Origin of the sequence: Haloferax larsenii, from assembly GCF_024730625.1 — an archaeon.
Lineage (GTDB): Archaea > Halobacteriota > Halobacteria > Halobacteriales > Haloferacaceae > Haloferax > Haloferax larsenii.
Genome location: NZ_CP078063.1, coordinates 1,398,104 through 1,416,461, shown reverse-complemented (window position 1 = coordinate 1,416,461; position 18,358 = coordinate 1,398,104). Strand labels below are relative to the sequence as shown.

The following is an 18,358-nucleotide window of genomic DNA, read 5'->3' as shown; positions in this document are numbered from 1 at the left end:
CGCGACCCCAACGCGGTGCCGCGGGTTTATTCGGTGTGACCGCCAACGTCGGCCTATGACACTCTCACTCGACGCCACGCAACTCGAACGCTACTCTCGTCACATCATCATGGACGAGGTCGGCCCGGAGGGACAGGAGCGGCTCCTGTCGGCGCGGGTCGTCGTCGTCGGGGCGGGTGGGCTCGGGTCACCGGCTATCGAGTATCTCGCCGCCGTCGGCGTGGGTGAGTTGGTGGTCGTCGACGACGACGTGGTCGAGCGAAGCAACCTCCAACGACAGGTCATCCACCACGACGAGGACGTGGGCGAACCGAAAGCCCAGAGCGCCGCCGAATTCGTCCGCGGCCTCAACCCGGACGTGAGCGTCGAACCACTCGAAGCGCGTGTGGACAAATCGAACGTCCACGAAATCGTCGCGGACGCGGACGTGGTCGTCGACGCCTCCGACAACTTCCCGACGCGCTATCTCCTGAACGACGTGTGCCGATTCGAGGGAATTCCGCTCGTCCACGGCGCTATCTACAAGTTCGAGGGACAGGCGACGACGCTCCGTCCCGACGGGCCCTGCTATCGGTGTCTGTTCCCCGAAGCGCCCGAACCGGGGACAGTCCCCGATTGCGCGACGACCGGCGTTATCGGCGTGCTCCCCGGAACAGTCGGGTGTATTCAGGCGACCGAGGCCGTGAAGTTGCTTCTCGACGCGGGCGAGTCGCTCGATGGTCGGTTGCTGTTCTACGACGCGATGGACATGACCTTCGAGACGGTGCCGTATCGAAAGAACCCCGAGTGTCCGGTCTGCGGCGAGGGAGGACTGGACTCTATCGCTGATATCGAGTACGTCGAGGGCTGTGCGATTTCACTGGAGTGAGGGCAGCCAACCCACAACATTCATAGATTATTGACAGTTAGATGCTAGACGATGCGACGCCGAACGGCCCTCCAAACAATCGGCGCAACACTACTCGGAACAGTTGCCGGTTGTACGCAATTCGATGCCCAGCAATCCAACTCACCGTCGCCTGAAGCGAGGTCACCGACGACAGACGCTCCAATCCGGGAGTCCCCTCCCCAAGGTAACGACAGACGCTTTCGAGTTTACTGCCACCGTTCTGCAACAAGCGACTGCGGAGCATCCCGCTCGATTCCGCCTCGCATTCACGAACACGAGCGAGTCGGAGCTATCGCTATCTGGAGGTCCGATTCTTCCGTTTTCATCGATTCGTGGCGAACAGCAGGACGGAGATGAACGACTACTCCTCATTCCCGATGAACGGGACTGGATAACACCGACAGATGGGGACGGAAACGTCCTCGACGTTCCACTCATCCCACAATCACGAACCAATGGCTGTTGGACGGCCACATACGACGGGACACTCCGAAAACAGACCTCACTCCATACACAGGTTTCACCGGGAGAAACCGTCAGTCACGAGTATACGCTGTTGAACTGGGCGACTGACTCGTGTCTTCCCGCCGGTACGTGGACGTTCACTGACGAGCAGGTGGTGAGCTGGGAAGACCAGGCTGCGGAGTTTGAGGCCTCTTTCGAGATTTCTGTACACCGTGGTTCAGACGAAACGGTCGCAGTCGACGTACCAGAGCCAACGATTCGAAAACACACGCAGTAACCTGTAGCAAAGCGGTCGAGAGGAAATATCGAACCCTCTTGTGTCCACCTACCGGTCGAAGTTGAACGTGCTGTCCGAACTGGCTTCGCCCGACCCGTTTTGACCGTTCGCAACGCTGCTATCTGACGAAGAACCGGTCGCACCGCCGTCGGTACCCGCCGAACTGAGGTCGGAGACCTCCGATTCGAGCGTCTCGACTTCGTCGACCGCGTCGGCGTCGCCGCCGACGAGTTCGTCGACGCGCTCTGCGAGGACGTCGAGTGCCATGGTCTGGTCCGTCGTCGCGTCCGTGATGTTCGAGGTGGCGTCTTCGGCAGTTCGGGCGTGTTCCTGTGCCTGCTGAATCGTCGTCGTGACTTCCTCGATGTTGGTCGCCTGCGAGTCGGTCGCGCGGGCGACCTCCGAGATGCCGTTTGCGGCCGTGTCCGCCGCGTTCGCAATCTCGTCGAGGGATTCGAGGACGTCGCCGATTTCGCCGGAGGCGATTTGAATCTGCTCGTGGGACTGCTCGGAGGCCATCACGGTCTCGTCGGCCTGTTCTTGAATCTCTTCGATGCTGGTGGCAATCTCCTCTGTGTGCTCGTGGGTCTGATTGGCGAGTTGCTTGACCTCGTTGGCGACGACGGAGAAGCCTTCGCCCGCTTCACCCGCGCGGGCCGCTTCGATGTTCGCGTTGAGCGCGAGCAGGTTGGTTCGGTCGGCGACTTCCGCGATGACCTCGACGACCTCCTCGATTGCGCCCATCCGCTCTTGGAGTTCCATGACGCTGTCGAGCAGTTCGTCCGAGATATCGATGACTTGGTCGGTCGCGGTTCGGATACTCTGGCCGGCCTCGCGTCCGTTTTCGGCGGCCGCCTGCGCCTGATTCGCCGCCGAGGCGACTTCGTCGGAGGTGGCTGCAATCTCTTCCATGCTGGCCGAGAGGTCCTGCATCTCTTCGGCACCCTTCGAGAGCAGTTTGGTCTGTTCTGTCACCTGCGACTCGATATCGGTCGCGGCGGTCGCCGCCCGCTGAATCGCCGTCCCGAGGTCGGCAGTCGTGTCGTCGACGTCGGAGGCCAGTCGTTCGAATCGCGCGGCCATCTCGTTGAGGTGGTCGAGGACGAGAACAACTTCGTCGTCGAGGACGTCGTGTTCGTCCGTGAACTCCGCGCGCGCCGAGAGGTCCCCCTCGGTGATGCGCTGCATCGTCGTCGACACCTCGTCGACGAGTGCGAGCGACGCTTGGCCTTTGATTACCTCCTCGGTTCGGTCGTGAATCGTCTCGATGACGCCGACGAGTTCGTCGCCCTCGAACAGCGGTCGCGCCGAAAAGGAGATGTGTCGCTCGTCGCCGTTTCGGTCCACCATCGTACTCGAATCTCGGTAGAGGTACTGCGACTCGTCGGCGAAGGTGAGACCGTACGCTTCGTCTGCGTTTCGCGGCGCGTCGATAATCTTGTCTGCGAGCGTCTTCGCTCGGCGGCCGTCGGGGTAGAAGAGTTCACTGACGTGTTCGGACCCGAGCGCCTCGTCGGCAGAGACACCCGTCAGCTCCGAAATCGGCTTGTTCCACGCGATGACCCGGTTGTCCGCGTCGAGCATGAACACCGGTGTCCCGACCCCGTTGAGCAAGCCGCCGAGTTGCATCTGCTCTGCGGCGGGAGTCACCGTATCTCCCACCGCCAACTGTGCGCCACCGTCAGCACGCGTCTGAGTCCCAACCCTAGGGACCAGCGCCGCAATTCGCGAAAGCAGGCCCATATGTTGCTTCCACGAACATTTCCAATATAATGCTATGCAATTAGTTATCATGCATGATAACAGAGAGGAGGGCCGAGGTGCCACGAGAGCCAGGTATTGACCGGGACGATACCAACCAGATGAACTAGTTTTCGGCGATGTGTCAGCGTGTGGTAGAAAAGGGGCTGTCGGTAGCGTCGAAAAGTGAGTCGTCGGAGTTCGTTCGCTACTGAGTGTCGTCGTCGCCGCCGTCAGTGACGGGTGACTCGTTCAGTGGCATCTCGGCAGTGTCGACTCCGTCGTCGTCGATTTCGACTGATTCGTCCAGTTCGGTCTGCTGGGCGTCGACTTCGAACGACGAGATGAGCGACATCAGCTGTTCGGCCTGTGAGGCGAGGCGGTCGGTTCCGCTGGAGACCTCTCCGAGGGAGGCCGTCTGTTCTTCGGCGGCCGCGGCGACGGATTCGGACCGTGCTGCGGTGTCGTCGCTGATGTCGGTGACGCGGTCCATCATCGACGCGACTTCCTCGGTCGAGGCGGCCTGTTCGTCGGTCGTCCGACTGATTTCGTCGACGCCGTCCTTGGTCGCGCGGACGTTGTCGACGATGGTGTCGAGCGATTCGCGAGCGTTTTCGACTGCGTCGACGCCGGATTCGACGGCGTCTTTCGTCTCTCGCATCTCAGTGACCGAGGCCTCGGATTTCTCTTGGACCTCTTCGATGGTCGCTTCGATTTCTTCGGCGGACTCCTTGGTCTCTCCAGCGAGGTCTTTGACCTCGTTGGCGACGACCGAGAAGCCTTCACCCGCTTCGCCCGCGCGGGCGGCCTCGATGTTCGCGTTGAGCGCGAGGATGTTCGTCTGCTCGGCGATGTCGGTGATGAGTTCGACGATGTCGCCGATTTCGGCCATGTGCGCTTCGAGTTCTTCGATGCGTTCGGCCGTCTCGGAGGTCTTCTCCTCGACGTTCTCGATGGAGTCGATAGCCTCGACCGTGGCGGTGTGTCCCGCCTCGCTCGCTTCGAGCGTGTGTTCGGCCGTGCGTTCGAGTTCGCTCGCAGAGGAGGCGACTTCCTCGATGGTCGCCGAGAGGTTGCTCGTCTCGTTCGTGGTCTGGCGGAGGTTCTCCTGTTGTTCGTGTGCGCCCTCGGCCATGACCTGAGTAGATTCGCTGACCTGCCGACTCGCGCGTTCGATTTCCTGCGCACTCGCGGTCACCTCTTCGCTGGCTGCCGCGACGGTTTCGGCGAATCCGGACACTTCGGCGATGGTGGCTTCGAGTTCCGTGGCCATCTGGTTGAACGACCGGGCCATCTCGTTCATCGCCTCGTTGTCGGCGTCTTCGCTCATCCGAGCCGTGAGGTCACCGTCGGCGGCGGCCGACAGTGCGTCGCCGAACTCCTCGGCTTTCGTTTCGAGTTCGACGATGAGTGCTTCGAGGTCTTTGTGAGTCTGACCCATCGCCTCACCGAACGACCCTGGCACGTCCTCGTCCAACACGGGGTCGTCGAACTCTTTCGCCGCGAGGGCTTCGGCCTGGCCGGCGACCGTCGTCAGGTACGACTGCATCTCGGCGAACGAGTTGTACAGCCGTCCCATCTCGTCGATGCGGGCCGTAGAGGGAACCTCGCCGTCGACCTCACCGCTGGCAATCTGGTCTGCGTTCCGTGCGACAGTCGCGAGCGACTTCGCGGTGCCGCGGCCAATCGTCACGCCGACGAGGAACAGCGACCCGACCGCGAACGCGATGAGGTACGCGAGGTTACGCGTCACCGTGGTCTGGAGCGAGAACGCCCGTTCCGTTGGAACGTGGTAGGTAAGTACCCAGTCGGTGCCGGTAATGGGCACGTACGCCATCGCGTACTGGCCCTCTTCCATGCCGGTCCGAGCCGAGACTTGCTTGTACCCGCTCTGGCCTTTAAGTGCAGATTCGATTGCCGTAACCGACCCTTCAGACGCGGAGTACTGTTCGAGAAGCGACGCCTTCCGGTTGTCCAGAAGGATGTTCCCCTCTTCGGTGACGACCTTCACGTCACCCGTCGGAATCGGCGATTCGAACTCGTGGGACCGCGCTTCGAGCGACGCGGTCAGCACGATGAACCCGTTGGACTCGGTGACTGGTGCGGCGAACGCGATGACTGGCTCGCCGTTGACGTCGTAGGGTTCCGAGACGACTGGTTCGTTCGACCCCGCAATCGAGGCTGCTTGACCCGCCCACGTCGAATCGACAGCGTCGAGCGACGTGCCGCTCGTTCCGTCGGTCGTGCTGGCGACGACAGACATCGTATCCGCATCGACGTAGTGGAGCGACCGAACGTCACTCGGGAGTTCGATGAGCTTCTGTTCGAGCCATCGTTCGTGTTCTGCTGCCGACGTATTCGCCGGGCGTTCCGCGAGCGACGACGAGAGGAACGAGACGGTCGATTGCTTGGTTGCGGTCCAATCGGCGACAGAGCGCGCTTCGGATTTGGCGATGCCGCGAATCTCCTCTTCGGTCTGCGTCTCGACGACCGATTTGGTGTCGAAGTGGATGAACGCGCCTGCGGCACCCATCACGATGATAATGGCGAGGAGTGCGAGGCCGAACTTCGCCGCGTACCGGCGGCGAATCACGTTCGGCAAGAGCCGTTCGAAGGCGTCGGCTAACTGTTTCAGTGGTGAACTCATTGATTTCCTCCTGATTCGAAGAACTGCCGCTGAAGCAGCTCTAACTGCCTGACTTCGGAGCTTTGGACTTCCTCCACGACGTACGGGCTCAGCGGTTCGAGGTCTTCAGTCAGGTCGACACCGCTCGCTGCGCCTTGATAATTCAGCTCACGACCGGCGCTGGTGAGCGAACGGACACGGCTGAAGTCACCGACCGAAACCGTGTGTCCGGTTCCGCCGGAGACGGACTGAATCGTGTCGGCAATCGCCGAGCCGGTCGCCTCACCGGCCTTCTCCGCGGCCGCCGCCATGAGGAACAGTGCGTCGTACGCGTTGACAGCGTAGGCCGCAAGCGGCGCGATGTCAGAGAGCCGCTGTGAGAGATGGAAGTACCCGTCAGTGCGGACGCTCGAAAGCGACGCACTGTAGAATCCTTCGTAATACTTCGGAACGTCGCTTCCGAACATCCCCGCAGAGAACACCCACGGAGCCTCGTAGTCGGACGACCCGTACGCGTCGAGGACACCAGTCTCCTGTCCGGCCACACTAACGAAGCCGACTGCGTCGGGCGAGTTCCGGAACACCTCGTCGACGACGCCGTCGAACGACGAGGCGGTCGGGTCGTACCGAACGTCCGAAACGACCTCTGCGTCGGTGCTTTCCTTCATCGCACTGGCGAGACCGTTGCCGTAGGCGTTGTCGATTGCGAGAATCGCGATGGAATCGGCGTCCGCGTACTGCGGCGCGTCGAGAATTTTCGCCATCGCGATGGCCTGCAGCGCGTCACTGGGAACCGTCCGGCCGAAGTACTTCCGGCCGTCCGCTCGGCCAGCATCCGTGAGCGCAGGGCTCGTACTCGCCGGACTCATCTCCATGATGCCGTCCGAGGCTGCTTTTGGTGCGAGCGCGATGGACGCGTCGCTCACGAGTCCACCGACGAACCCGACGACACCCTCGTCGACGAGTGTCTTGTATCCTTCAACCGCTTTCTGAGCGTTTGCTTCCGTGTCGACGACCGTCAGTTCTACCGGCCGGTCGAGCACTCCACCGGCTCGGTTGACGTCTGCGACAGCCTGTTCCACTGCACGCATTCCGTGCGTCCCGAGCGTTTCGAGGGAGCCACTGACCGGCAGGACTGCCCCGAACCGAACTGGTTCGTTTCCTTGAGTACCGAGTTCCCCCACACACCCCGACAGCGAACCGAGCGCAACGGCGCTCCCGGCGGCGCGAAGAAGCCCTCGTCGATTGTACGAGCGAGTCACACCAGACCGACTAGCGAACCAGCATATAACTTTGGGCCGCCGATTATCAGTCGATATATTCTGATGTCAAATACATGTCTATATTTATATTAAGCCCCGTTATTTGAGGGATATGTTGGAGTGAGATTCACACTCACTCAAATAGACGGCGAGCTGATAGTATCCAAATGATAATTGGAGGCTGCCCAACACCGAGGCTGGTAACGATTAGTCTAAGCACCACAACTAATGGCATCGAAACATAGATTATTCCTGCATGACACAATTTTCAGACAGAACGTTGCGTTGTGGAGCACTCGTCACAGCACTGCTGGTCATCGGGATGGCCGTTTCGAGCGTTCCCGTCGCAGGGAAAGTGGGCGACAGTGGTCAGCAGGCGAACTCGACGGTCCAGTGCCAAGTCTCGATGGACGTCGCGAGCATGGCGTTGATGACCAAGGGACTGCTCACGTTTTCCCCATACGGTGTCATCATCAAGGCAATCGAAGTGTTTCAGGAACCGGTCGGCTACGTTTCGGTTCCCGCGGGGGTGAACTGTAACACCGTCGTGGTCGCCTAAGCACCCAGACGGCATCGTTCCCGTCCGCACGCCATCGTAGCGTTTTATCCGCCCGCCGACCCACGTGCGCACATGACTACTCAGGGAATCGTCGGCCAGTTCCTCTCGTTGAAAGAGGAGACCGACGCCGACCTCCTCGCCATGCAGTGTGGCGACTTCTACGAGTTCTTTGCGGACGACGCCGAGACGGTCGGTCGCGAACTCGACCTCAAGGTGTCACAGAAGTCGTCGCACGGTTCGTCGTATCCGATGGCGGGCGTTCCGCTTGCCGACTTGACGCCCTACCTCAAGGCGCTGGTCGAACGCGGCTACCGCGTCGCCGTCGCCGACCAGTACGAGACCGAATCGGGCGACCTCCGACGGAAAATCACGCGCGTCGTCACGCCCGGTACCCTCCTCGAAACGTCGCGCGCTGACGCCCAGTTCCTCGCCGCCGTCGTGCAGGGTCGAAATAGCGGTCTCGGCCTCGCGTTCGCCGACGTGACGACCGGACAGTTCCTCGTGACCGAAGCCGACACCGTCGAGGACGCCGCGGCCGAACTCTACCGCTTCTCGCCGGTCGAAGTCCTCCCCGGCCCGGACCTCAGAGCGGACGACGAAACGCTCTCGCAACTCCGCGATGCCACGGACGCCTCGTTCTCGCTTTTCTCCAGCGACGCGTTCGCCCCGGGTCGCGCTCGCCACGCCGTCCGCGAACAGTTCGGCGAATCGACCGTCGACAGCGTCGGTCTCGACTCCGAACTTGCGACCCGCGCTGCGGGCGGGATTCTCGCGTACGTCGAAGAGACGGGTGCTGGCGTCCTGCGGTCGATGACGCGCCTTCGCGTCTACCACCCGAGCGACCTGCTCGAACTCGACGCGACGACCCAGCGTAACCTCGAACTCACAGAGACCATGCACGGCGACCGCTCGGGGTCGCTGTTCGACACTATCGACCACACGGTCACCGCACCGGGCGGGCGACTCCTCCGCGAATGGCTCACCCGACCGCGACGCGACCGGGACGAACTCGCCCGCCGACACGACGCCGTGGAGTCGCTTGCGTCGGCCGCCCTCGCCCGTGAGCGCGTCCGCGACGTGTTGGATGGTGCGTACGACCTCGAACGCCTCGCCTCACGCGCCGCCTCGGGGAGTGCAGACGCGTCGGCGCTCCTCTCCGTCCGCGACACTCTCGGTATTCTCCCCGCACTCGCCGACGCCATCGAGGGAACCGAACTCGCGGACACGCCCCTTGCGGACGTAGTCGCCAGACCCGACAGAGACGCCGCTGCAGACCTCCAAGCGGAGCTCGCCGACGCGCTCGCCGAAGACCCACCGAAGACGGTTACACAGGGCGGGCTCTTCCAGAAAGGCCACGACGAGGAGCTCGACGACCTCATCGAGCGCCACGAGTCGGCGAAGTCGTGGATAGAGACGCTCTCCGACCGCGAGAAGCGTCAGCACGGCCTCTCGCACGTCACGGTCGACCGCAACAAGACAGACGGCTACTACATTCAGGTCGGCAAGTCCGTCGCCGACCAAGTGCCCGACCACTACCAGCAGATTAAGACGCTCAAGAACTCCAAACGCTTCGTCACCGAGGAGTTAGAGGAGAAAGAACGCGAGATTCTTCGCCTCGAAGAGGCGCGCGGTGACCTGGAATACGACCTGTTTCAGGACCTCCGCGAGCGCGTCGCCACCCACGCCGAACTTCTCCAGGACGTTGGCCGCGCACTCGCCGAAGTCGACGCCCTCGCCTCGCTGGCAGCCCACGCCGCCGGGAACGGATGGACGCGCCCGGAACTCACCGAACCGGGCGTCCTCCACGTCGAAGCGGGTCGCCACCCGGTCGTCGAGACCACGACCGACTTCGTCCCGAACGACCTCCACATGGACGACGAGCGCGGCTTCCTCATCGTCACCGGCCCGAACATGTCGGGGAAATCGACCTACATGCGGCAGGCCGCGCTCATCACGCTTCTCGCACAGGTCGGGAGTTTCGTCCCCGCCGACGAGGCGACTATCGGCGTCGTCGACGGTATCTACACCCGCGTGGGCGCGCTGGACGAACTCGCACAGGGACGCTCGACGTTCATGGTCGAGATGCAGGAGTTGTCGAACATCCTCCACTCGGCCACCGAAGAGTCGCTCGTTATCCTCGACGAGGTGGGCCGCGGAACCGCAACCTACGACGGTATCTCTATCGCGTGGGCCGCGACCGAGTACCTCCACAACGAAGTCCGTGCGAAGACGCTCTTCGCGACCCACTATCACGAGCTGACGAGTCTCGCCGACCACCTCGACCGGGTTGCGAACGTCCACGTCGCGGCCGACGAGCGCCACGGCGACGTGACCTTCCTCCGGACCGTCGTGGACGGGCCAACCGACCGGAGTTACGGGATTCACGTCGCCGACCTCGCGGGGGTTCCACGTCCCGTCGTGGACAGAGCCACCGACGTACTCGACCGACTCCGAGACGAGAAGGCCATCGAGGCGAAAGGCTCGGGGTCGTCAGAACCCGTACAAGCCGTCTTCGACGTGGGAAGCGGGCAGATGAAAGTCGAGAGTGAGAAGAGAGAACGGAGTCACGCAAGTGGTGCACCCCAGAACGGGTCGGTCGAGTCCGCAGCGGCGGTCGCAAGCGAGAGCGCCGAGAGCGCCGAGAGCACCGAAAGCACCAAAAACACCGAGAGTGCCGCCCCCGCCATCGACCCCGAAACCGAAGCCGTCCTCGACGAACTCGAATCGGTCGACGTGAACGCCACGTCGCCGCTGGACCTGATGGCGAAAGTGCAGTCGTGGCAGTCGAAACTGGAGGGTGACGAATGAGCGATATCGTCCAACTCGACGAGAAGACCATCCAGCGAATCGCGGCCGGAGAAGTCGTCGAACGCCCTGCCTCGGTCGTGAAAGAACTCGTCGAAAACAGCCTCGACGCGGACGCGACGCGCGTCTCGGTCGCCGTCGATGCTGGCGGCGTCGAAGGCGTCCGCATCCGCGACGACGGCGTCGGCATGACCGAAGACGAACTCGAACTCTCGGTGCGCGAGCACACGACGAGTAAGATTTCGGATATCGAAGATTTGGAAGCCGGCGTCGGAACCCTCGGATTCCGCGGCGAGGCGCTCCACACCATCGGGGCCGTCTCGCGGATGACTATTCGCTCCAAACCCCGCGGTGGCGATGTTGGGACGGAGTTGCAGTACGAAGGTGGGGAAGTCGAGGAGATTCGACCCGCAGGCTGTCCAGAGGGGACCGTCGTCGAGGTCGAGGACCTCTTTTTCAACACCCCCGCCCGCCGGAAGTTCCTGAAGACGACGGCAACCGAGTTCGACCACGTCAACACCGTCGTCACGCACTACGCCCTCGCCAATCCCGACGTGGCCGTCTCCCTCGAACACGACGACCGCGAGGTGTTCGCAACTGAGGGTCGCGGCGACCTCGCATCGACGGTGCTGTCGGTCTACGGCCGGGAAGTCGCCGAGGCGATGGTCCCCGTCGAATACGACTCGGGGGACGTCTCGGTTTCGGGACTCGTCAGCCACCCCGAGACGACGCGGAGTACCCGCGATTACCTCTCGACGTTCGTCAACGACCGCTACGTCACCGCGCGCGTCCTCCGCGAGGCAGTCCTCGACGCCTACGGCGGGCAACTCGACGCCGACCGCTATCCCTTCGCGGTCCTGTTCGTCGAGGTTGCCCCCGACGCCGTGGACGTGAACGTCCACCCGCGGAAGATGGAAGTCCGATTCGACGACGAGACGCAGGTCCGGCAGGCCGTGACCGACGCCGTCGAAGAGGCCCTGCTGTCGAACGGCCTCGTCCGGTCGTCGGCACCGCGCGGGTTGTCGAAAGCCGACGAGACGCCTATCGCACCCGGTGGTGAAGACGGCGAAGTCGGTGACGACAGCTCGGACGACCAGCGAGACGAGCAAGTTTCGCCATCTGACGACCCGCACGACGTTCACGCGGCGGCGACCGACAGCGAGGATTCAGCGGCCCGGCGACCGAGCGCGAGAGACGTACAGGCCACGCGCGACCGACCGCAGAGTCCAGACGATACCTCACCGGACACCGACACGACGGCGACGGCCGAGTCGGCGGAGGCTGACGACGCGAACACCCAATCGCCGCCGCCGACACCACCCCGCGAATACGACCTCGCGCCCGGCCCGGAGCGAACGTCGCAGTCGTCGCTGGATAGCGGGTCGCAATCGTCGCTGGATAGCGGGTCGCAATCGTCGCTGGATAGTGGGCGGTCGTCGGCCCCGAATAGCGGGTCGCAGTCGTCGTCCGACTTCGGCGAATCGTCTTCGCTGAACACGGAGTCCGGCAGCGGCATCGACCAGCCAACCGACTCGACCGCGACCACCCCGCCGCGCCGCATCTCGGCCCCGACGACCCAGCGTGATTTGTCGGGCGAGGAAGCCACGCTCGAACCCGAGTTCGAGTCGCTCCTGTCGATGCGCATCCTCGGGCAACTCATGGACACCTACATCGTCGCCGAGACGAGCGAAGGGTTGGTCCTCGTCGACCAACACGCCGCCGACGAGCGAGTGAACTACGAGCGCCTGAAGGCCGAAGTCGAGGGCGACACGCCGACGCAAGCCCTCGCAGACCCCGTCGAACTCGAACTGACCGCCCGCGAGGCCGCCCTGTTCGAGGAGTACCGCGAGGCCGTCGCACAGGTCGGATTCCACGCGGGGCGCACCGGCGAGCGAACCGTGACCGTGCGGACCGTGCCAGCGGTCTTCGACGCGGCGCTCGACCCCGAACTCGTCAGGGATGCGCTGACCGCGTTCGTCCAAGACGAGTCCGAGGGAGGCCAACAGACGGTCGATGCCGTCGCCGACGAACTCCTCGCCGACCTCGCGTGCTACCCGTCGATTACGGGCAACACCTCGCTTCGGGAGGGGTCGGTCCTCGACCTGCTGTCGGCGTTGGACGACTGTGAGAATCCGTACGCCTGTCCGCACGGCCGCCCGGTCATCGTCGAATTCGACAGCGACGAAATCGAAGCGCGGTTCGAGCGCGACTACCCCGGACACGGCGGGCGACGCACAGAGGATTGAAGTCAGGCCGCCGAGAGGGTCGAACCGATGCACCCGCTGGTCTTCGTCGGCATTCTGTTCGGGCCGCTGGTTCTGGTGGTTTCCTACCTCTTTACCGCCGCCACTGGGCCAAGCGTCCCCCCGTGGGCCGACCCTGTCGGCGAGGCGATTCGGTTCTACGGGACGGCGCTCGCCGTCATCGTCGGCCCGGCCGCGCTCCACATGGACCGCATCAGACTGGCCCGCGAGTCGAACTGGATACCGTCTCCGCTGTACTACCTCATCGGCGTTCCCTTCCTCAGTATTCCAATCTCGTTTATCTACCTCGTCCGGCGGCTGACCGGGGCGTGAGGGCGACGACGGGCCGTTGCCTGTTGTGCCGCCGCGCCGACTCGGTCGCGTGATTCGACGCCAACGCCGGACGTTTATACGGTGCCGTCGAACGCCTCTGCATGACCGACCTCGTGACCTTCGGCGAGACGATGCTTCGCCTGTCGCCGCCGCGTGGCGAGCGACTCGAAACTGCCCGCGAGTTCGAAGTGCAGGCTGGCGGCGCAGAGAGTAACGTCGCCGTCGCCGCCGCCAGACTCGGCCGGGACGCGGCGTGGTTCTCGAAACTCCCCGACTCACCGCTCGGCCGCCGCGTCGTGGGCGAACTGCGAAGCCACGGCGTCGCCACCGACGGCGTCGTCTGGGACGACGAACACCGACAGGGTCTCTACTACCTCGAACACGGTGTCGAACCGCGGCCGACGAACGTCGTCTACGACCGCGCGGACGCCGCGGTAACGACCCTCGAAACGGGCGAAATCGACCTCGATGCCGTCCGCGACGCCGACGTGTGTTACACCAGCGGTATCACGCCCGCGCTCTCTACGACGCTCCACGCGACGACGAAAGACGTGCTCGAAGTGGCACAGGAGGCGGGGACGACCACCGCCTTCGACCTGAACTACCGGACGAAGCTCTGGACTCCAGACGAGGCCGCCGCGGGCTACCGCGACCTGTTCGACGCCATCGACGTGTTGTTCGCCGCCCAGCGCGACGCCGAAACCGTCCTCGGACGCGACGGCGACGCGGAATCCGTCGCCCGCGGCCTCGCGGCCGACTACGACTTCGAGACGGTCGTCGTCACCCGCGGCGCGGAAGGCTCGCTCGCACTCGCCGACGGCGACGTGTACGAACAGGGCGTCTACGAGGCCGAAACCCACGACGCAATCGGCACGGGCGACGCCTTCGTCGGCGGCTATCTCGCCAAGCACCTCGACGGTGGCGACGTCGCCGACTCGCTCCAGTGGGCATCTGCCACGGCGTCGTTCAAGCGAACCATCGAGGGTGACGTGGCCGTCGTCACGCCCGAAGATATCGAGCGCGTCGTCGCGGACGAGGGCGACGGCATTTCACGGTAGGCGCGGCCCGCACCGTTTTTCGCGGTACACAATCTCGACTAGCAGTGCGATTTTCGCACACTCCGACCCAACGACTAAGCGCCCTCCGCACCCGCGACACAGTATGACACACGTACTCATTATCGGTGCCTACGGGAGCGCCGGAGTCGCCGTCGCGGACAAACTGGTCCCGCACGTCGGCGACGACATCGACCGACTCACGCTCGTCGACGACGGCGACCCGGCGGGGGGCCTCTGCATCCTCCGCGGCTGTATGCCATCCAAGGAACTCCTCTCGGCGGCGGGCCACCACTATCAAGCGCGGCACGACGACCGACTCGACGGCGACGCGCCCGAGATGGACCTCGACGCAGTCGTCGAGACGAAAGACGAACACATCTCGGGGTTCGCCAGTCACCGCCGGGCTGCAGTCCGAAAGCTGGCCGAGACGGATGGCGTCGAACTCGTCCGCGAGCGCGGCCGGTTCGTCGGCGAGCGTCGCATCCGGGCCGGTGACCGCGAGTTCGACCCCGATTACGTCGTCGTCGCTACCGGGTCGTCGCCGTTCGTCCCCGACCTCCCCGGTCTCGACGAGGTGGGCTTTTCGACCAGCGCCGACGTGCTCGACGCGACCGACCTCCCCGAGTCAGGCGTCGTGATGGGGTTCGGCTACGTCGGCCTCGAACTCGTCCCGTATCTCGCGGAGGCGGGCGTCGACCTCACGGTCGTCGAGCACGACGAGCGCCCAATCGACGAGGGGGACCCCGAATTCGGTGATGCACTCCTCGATATCTACCGCGACGACTTCGACATCGAGATTCGGACCGAAGTGTACGAAAAGCGCGTCGAACAGACCGACGACGGGGGTGTTCGCCTCCATCTCGACGACGGGTCGGCAGTCGAGGGCGACGAGGTGTTCTTGTTCACCGGGAGAGAACCGAATCTCGGCGGCCTGAACCTCGACGCAGCGGGTCTCTCGCCGGGTGAGGCCTGGGTGGACGACACGATGCGCGCCGTGGACGACGACCGAGTGTACGTCGTGGGTGACGCGAACGACAAGGAACCGATTCTCCACGTCGCCAAGGAACAGGGCTTCGTCGCCGCCGACAACATCCTCGCCGACATCCGGGGTGGTGAACTCACAGAGTACCACAACGTCCACCACCACGTCGTCTTCTCCGGGGCGACGGTGTACCCCTACGCCCGCGTCGGCCACTCGGCGGCATCTGCGGCGGACGCGGGAATCGACCACGTCGTCGTCACCCGAGAGGCCCGCGACGACGGAGTGTTCAAGACCAAAGCGACGCCGAAAGGATTGGCGCGTCTCGTCGTCGGAAGCGACGGCACCGTCCTCGGCTACCAGGGACTCCATTACCACGCCGACGTGATGGCGAAGACGATGCAGGTCGCCGTCGAGATGGAACTCGACGTGCGCGACCTCCCAGACCGGGCGTATCATCCAACGACGCCGGAAATTCTTGACTCATTGTTCCGAAACGCATCATCTGAGTTGGATGATTGAGTAATGATAACGGTTATTTATAATCTACAAAGGGCCAGATTGAAATTACCTACCATGGAAGACGGTACCGGTAATGGCAACTCTCTCGTTCGAACCGCTGACCTACGACGACATTCCCGAGGATGAGCGACCGTCGCTCGTGCAGGCGCTCGTTCCCGTCGTCGGGATGCTCGTCTTCCTGAGTGTCGGGGTCATCTGGCTCGGCCTCGACCCGCAGTTGCCGCTCCTGTGGGGTATTATCCTCACCGGTGCGGTCGGACGATACTGGCTCGGCATCCCGTGGTCGCGCCTCTCGGAGGGTATCCGGGACGGCATCAACATGGGGATGTCCGCACTGCTCATCCTCCTCGTCGTCTACATGCTCATCTCGACGTGGACCGCGGCAGGGACGATTCCCGCGCTCATCTACTACGGGCTTGACTTCCTGTCACCGGCAGTGTTCCTGCCCGTTGCGACGCTGCTTTCGGCTATCGTCACCTTCGCTATCGGGTCGTCGTGGACGACGGCCGCAACCCTCGGCGTCGCCTTCATCGGCATCGGGTCTGGCCTCGGCATGCCGAACGCGATGACCGCGGGTGCGGTTCTGACGGGCGCGTACACTGGCGACAAGGTGTCGCCGTTCTCGGACACGACGAACCTCGCTGCCGCCGTCACCAACACGGAACTCCTGACTCACGTGCGGACGATGCGCGTCGGAACGAGCATCGCGCTCGCAATCTCGCTGGTCGCCTACACCGCCCTCGGTCTCACGGCCACGGGGAACATTCCCGCGGGACGCGTCGCCGAGATTCAGACGGCGCTTGCGGGGTCGTACGCCCTCTCGCCGCTCGTCTTCGCGCCACTCGTCGTCACGTTCGTGCTCGCGCTTCGCGGCTACCCCGCGCTGCCGTCTATCATCGCGGGCGTCGTTGCCGGAACGCTCACCCAACTGTTCGTGCAGGGGCCCGTCGCCATCGACACCTTCGTCGGCGCGTGGAACGTCGCGTTCGCCGGGACCGAACCCGCGACGGGCGTCGAGACGGTCGATTCGCTGCTCAACTCGGACGGTCTCCTCGGTTCGTCGTGGACGATGACGGTCATCATCGCGTCGCTCTCGCTGGGTGGTATCCTTGAACGAACCGGCTGTATCGCCGTCATCGCGCACAAGCTTCGAGTCGTGCTGACCTCGGTTGCCTCGCTCACCGTCGGGACGGCCGCCTCGTCGCTGGCGATGAACGCCATCGCGGCAGACCAGTACATGAGTATCGTCGTCCCCGGCATGAGCTTCCGCGGCCTCTACGACGACTTCGACCTCGAAAGTCGGAACCTCTCGCGGGCCGTCGAATCCGCCGGGACGACCACCAGTGCGCTCATCCCGTGGGGGACTGGCGGTGCCTACATGACCGACGTGCTCGGCGTGCCGACGCTCCAGTACGCGCCGTACTACTTCCTCGGGTTCCTCTCGCCGGTCATCCTCGTCGTTATGGGACTGACCGGGTGGCGAATCACGAAGGAAGGCTCGGACACGCAAGCCGGTCTTCGCGGCGCTATCGCGTCGTTCGCTGACGACGACTGAGCCGCGCGGCCTTTTTTCGGACACGCACCCCGGACCGGTAGTCGTATTTTCGTCCGCCGAGTAGCCGCGGCCATGGAGGTCACGACGGCTGGACAGTTTCGGGTCTACCGCAGTCCGCGGGACCGAGACGAGACGCTCTTGCTCGAACGCCCCGACGACGACGTGGACTGGACCGACCCCAGCGCCGCGACCGAGGCCGAGGAAGCGTTTTCGCCGACCTACGTCCCGTCAGACGGGTACGAGGGCGAACTCGCCGAGACCGTCGCGGCGCTCGAACCCGGACACGTCGTGGATGCGACGCTCGCGTGGGACGACGGCGACCCCCGCTTTGCGTCGCTCGACATTCTCGACGAGACGCGATTCCGGTTCGTCGGGGCCGCAACCGGACTGTTCGACGCCGCCAAAGAGACGTGGCGTGCGGTCCAAGACGCCGGGGAAGCGATGGGGTCGCGCGTCACCTACAGCACCGAGCACGACCCGAACGCGGTGCTCTACGTCTTTGCCAAACAGTCCGGCGCGCGCGACCTGTTCGAGGAGTTCAGAGACGGCGTCCTCCCGCTGGACCCGCTCGTGGGGCGGGTGGACGAGCAGACTGACGCCCCCGACGCACCCCGAGAGGTGTTCGTGATGCGTCCCTTGGACGAGTCGTTCGTCCTCGTTGCTATCGCGTTCGACAAGGCGGGCCTGTTCGCGCGGACGATGCGCGAGACGTACTGCGAAGGGTAGTGCTCGTCGCCGTCGGCCACCTCATTGTTCGTTCCCACCAGTCTGCAGCAGCGGCCTGAACACGCGGTGGTGCCATTACACATGGATTCACGACTTCCGCTGAGACAGAACCAATATGAAATATAATCAATAGCAGTTGAATCAAATGAATGGTATATTTATTTCACATTTCGTTGGAAGGGAATTGGAATTCCTCCATGCGAGTGGTTTGAATTGACCCGCCCTCCTCAAATTCTGTCTGAGCAGTAATTGAAATTGGGTTATCACTTCCTGACTCAAATGTAAGGACACCTGCTACTCCATTCTGATTTGTCCAACT

The 18,358-nt window shown here is 63.6% G+C and carries 12 protein-coding genes; 9 read left to right on the top strand and 3 right to left on the bottom strand.

The window, feature by feature from the left end; genetic code table 11:
- The first annotated feature begins 55 nt into the window (after positions 1-55).
- A complete protein-coding gene (ubaA, locus tag KU306_RS07395) occupies positions 56-868 on the top strand; it encodes an SAMP-activating enzyme E1 (RefSeq protein WP_258303303.1) in 813 nt (270 codons plus the stop codon).
- Positions 869-1,679: 811 nt separating this feature from the next.
- Here the strand turns inward: ubaA and KU306_RS07390 are convergent.
- The 3 genes from KU306_RS07390 to KU306_RS07380 all read right to left on the bottom strand — a co-directional run bounded on the left by KU306_RS07390 (position 1,680) and on the right by KU306_RS07380 (position 7,259).
- Positions 1,680-3,374 (bottom strand): methyl-accepting chemotaxis protein, encoded by a 1,695-nt coding sequence (locus tag KU306_RS07390; RefSeq protein WP_258303302.1) that lies wholly within the window; start codon positions 3,372-3,374, stop codon positions 1,680-1,682.
- Positions 3,375-3,579: 205 nt separating this feature from the next.
- Positions 3,580-6,018, bottom strand: coding sequence for a methyl-accepting chemotaxis protein (locus tag KU306_RS07385; RefSeq protein WP_258303301.1), 2,439 nt, complete (start codon positions 6,016-6,018; stop codon positions 3,580-3,582).
- The gene (locus KU306_RS07380; RefSeq protein WP_007544877.1) at positions 6,015-7,259 is read right to left on the bottom strand and encodes an ABC transporter substrate-binding protein; all 1,245 of its coding nucleotides are present in this window, start codon (positions 7,257-7,259) and stop codon (positions 6,015-6,017) included. The genes KU306_RS07385 and KU306_RS07380 overlap by 4 nt, the downstream gene beginning before the upstream one ends.
- Positions 7,260-7,515: 256 nt before the next feature.
- Between KU306_RS07380 and KU306_RS07375 the strand changes: the two genes are divergently transcribed.
- The 8 genes from KU306_RS07375 to KU306_RS07340 all read left to right on the top strand — a co-directional run bounded on the left by KU306_RS07375 (position 7,516) and on the right by KU306_RS07340 (position 18,039).
- Complete coding sequence (locus KU306_RS07375; RefSeq protein WP_007544859.1) at positions 7,516-7,818, top strand: hypothetical protein; 303 nt, start codon at positions 7,516-7,518, stop codon at positions 7,816-7,818.
- A gap of 72 nt (positions 7,819-7,890) precedes the next feature.
- Positions 7,891-10,626, top strand: coding sequence for a DNA mismatch repair protein MutS (gene mutS / locus KU306_RS07370; protein ID WP_258303300.1), 2,736 nt, complete (start codon positions 7,891-7,893; stop codon positions 10,624-10,626).
- Entirely contained in the window at positions 10,623-12,869 is a 2,247-nt protein-coding gene (mutL, locus tag KU306_RS07365) for a DNA mismatch repair endonuclease MutL (protein ID WP_258303299.1), read from the top strand. The genes mutS and mutL overlap by 4 nt, the downstream gene beginning before the upstream one ends.
- Positions 12,870-12,896: 27 nt before the next feature.
- Positions 12,897-13,199 (top strand): hypothetical protein, encoded by a 303-nt coding sequence (locus KU306_RS07360; protein WP_007544853.1) that lies wholly within the window; start codon positions 12,897-12,899, stop codon positions 13,197-13,199.
- A 101-nt stretch (positions 13,200-13,300) separates the two neighbouring features.
- Positions 13,301-14,257, top strand: coding sequence for a bifunctional 2-dehydro-3-deoxygluconokinase/2-dehydro-3-deoxygalactonokinase (gene kdgK1, locus KU306_RS07355; RefSeq protein WP_258303298.1), 957 nt, complete (start codon positions 13,301-13,303; stop codon positions 14,255-14,257).
- A gap of 103 nt (positions 14,258-14,360) precedes the next feature.
- Positions 14,361-15,758, top strand: a complete 1,398-nt coding sequence (locus KU306_RS07350) for a dihydrolipoyl dehydrogenase family protein (RefSeq protein ID WP_258303297.1) — start codon at positions 14,361-14,363, stop codon at positions 15,756-15,758.
- A gap of 73 nt (positions 15,759-15,831) precedes the next feature.
- Complete coding sequence (gene arcD / locus KU306_RS07345; protein ID WP_258303296.1) at positions 15,832-17,313, top strand: arginine/ornithine antiporter ArcD; 1,482 nt, start codon at positions 15,832-15,834, stop codon at positions 17,311-17,313.
- A 72-nt stretch (positions 17,314-17,385) separates the two neighbouring features.
- Complete coding sequence (locus tag KU306_RS07340) at positions 17,386-18,039, top strand: DUF6663 family protein (RefSeq protein WP_258303295.1); 654 nt, start codon at positions 17,386-17,388, stop codon at positions 18,037-18,039.
- The last annotated feature ends 319 nt before the right edge of the window (positions 18,040-18,358 follow it).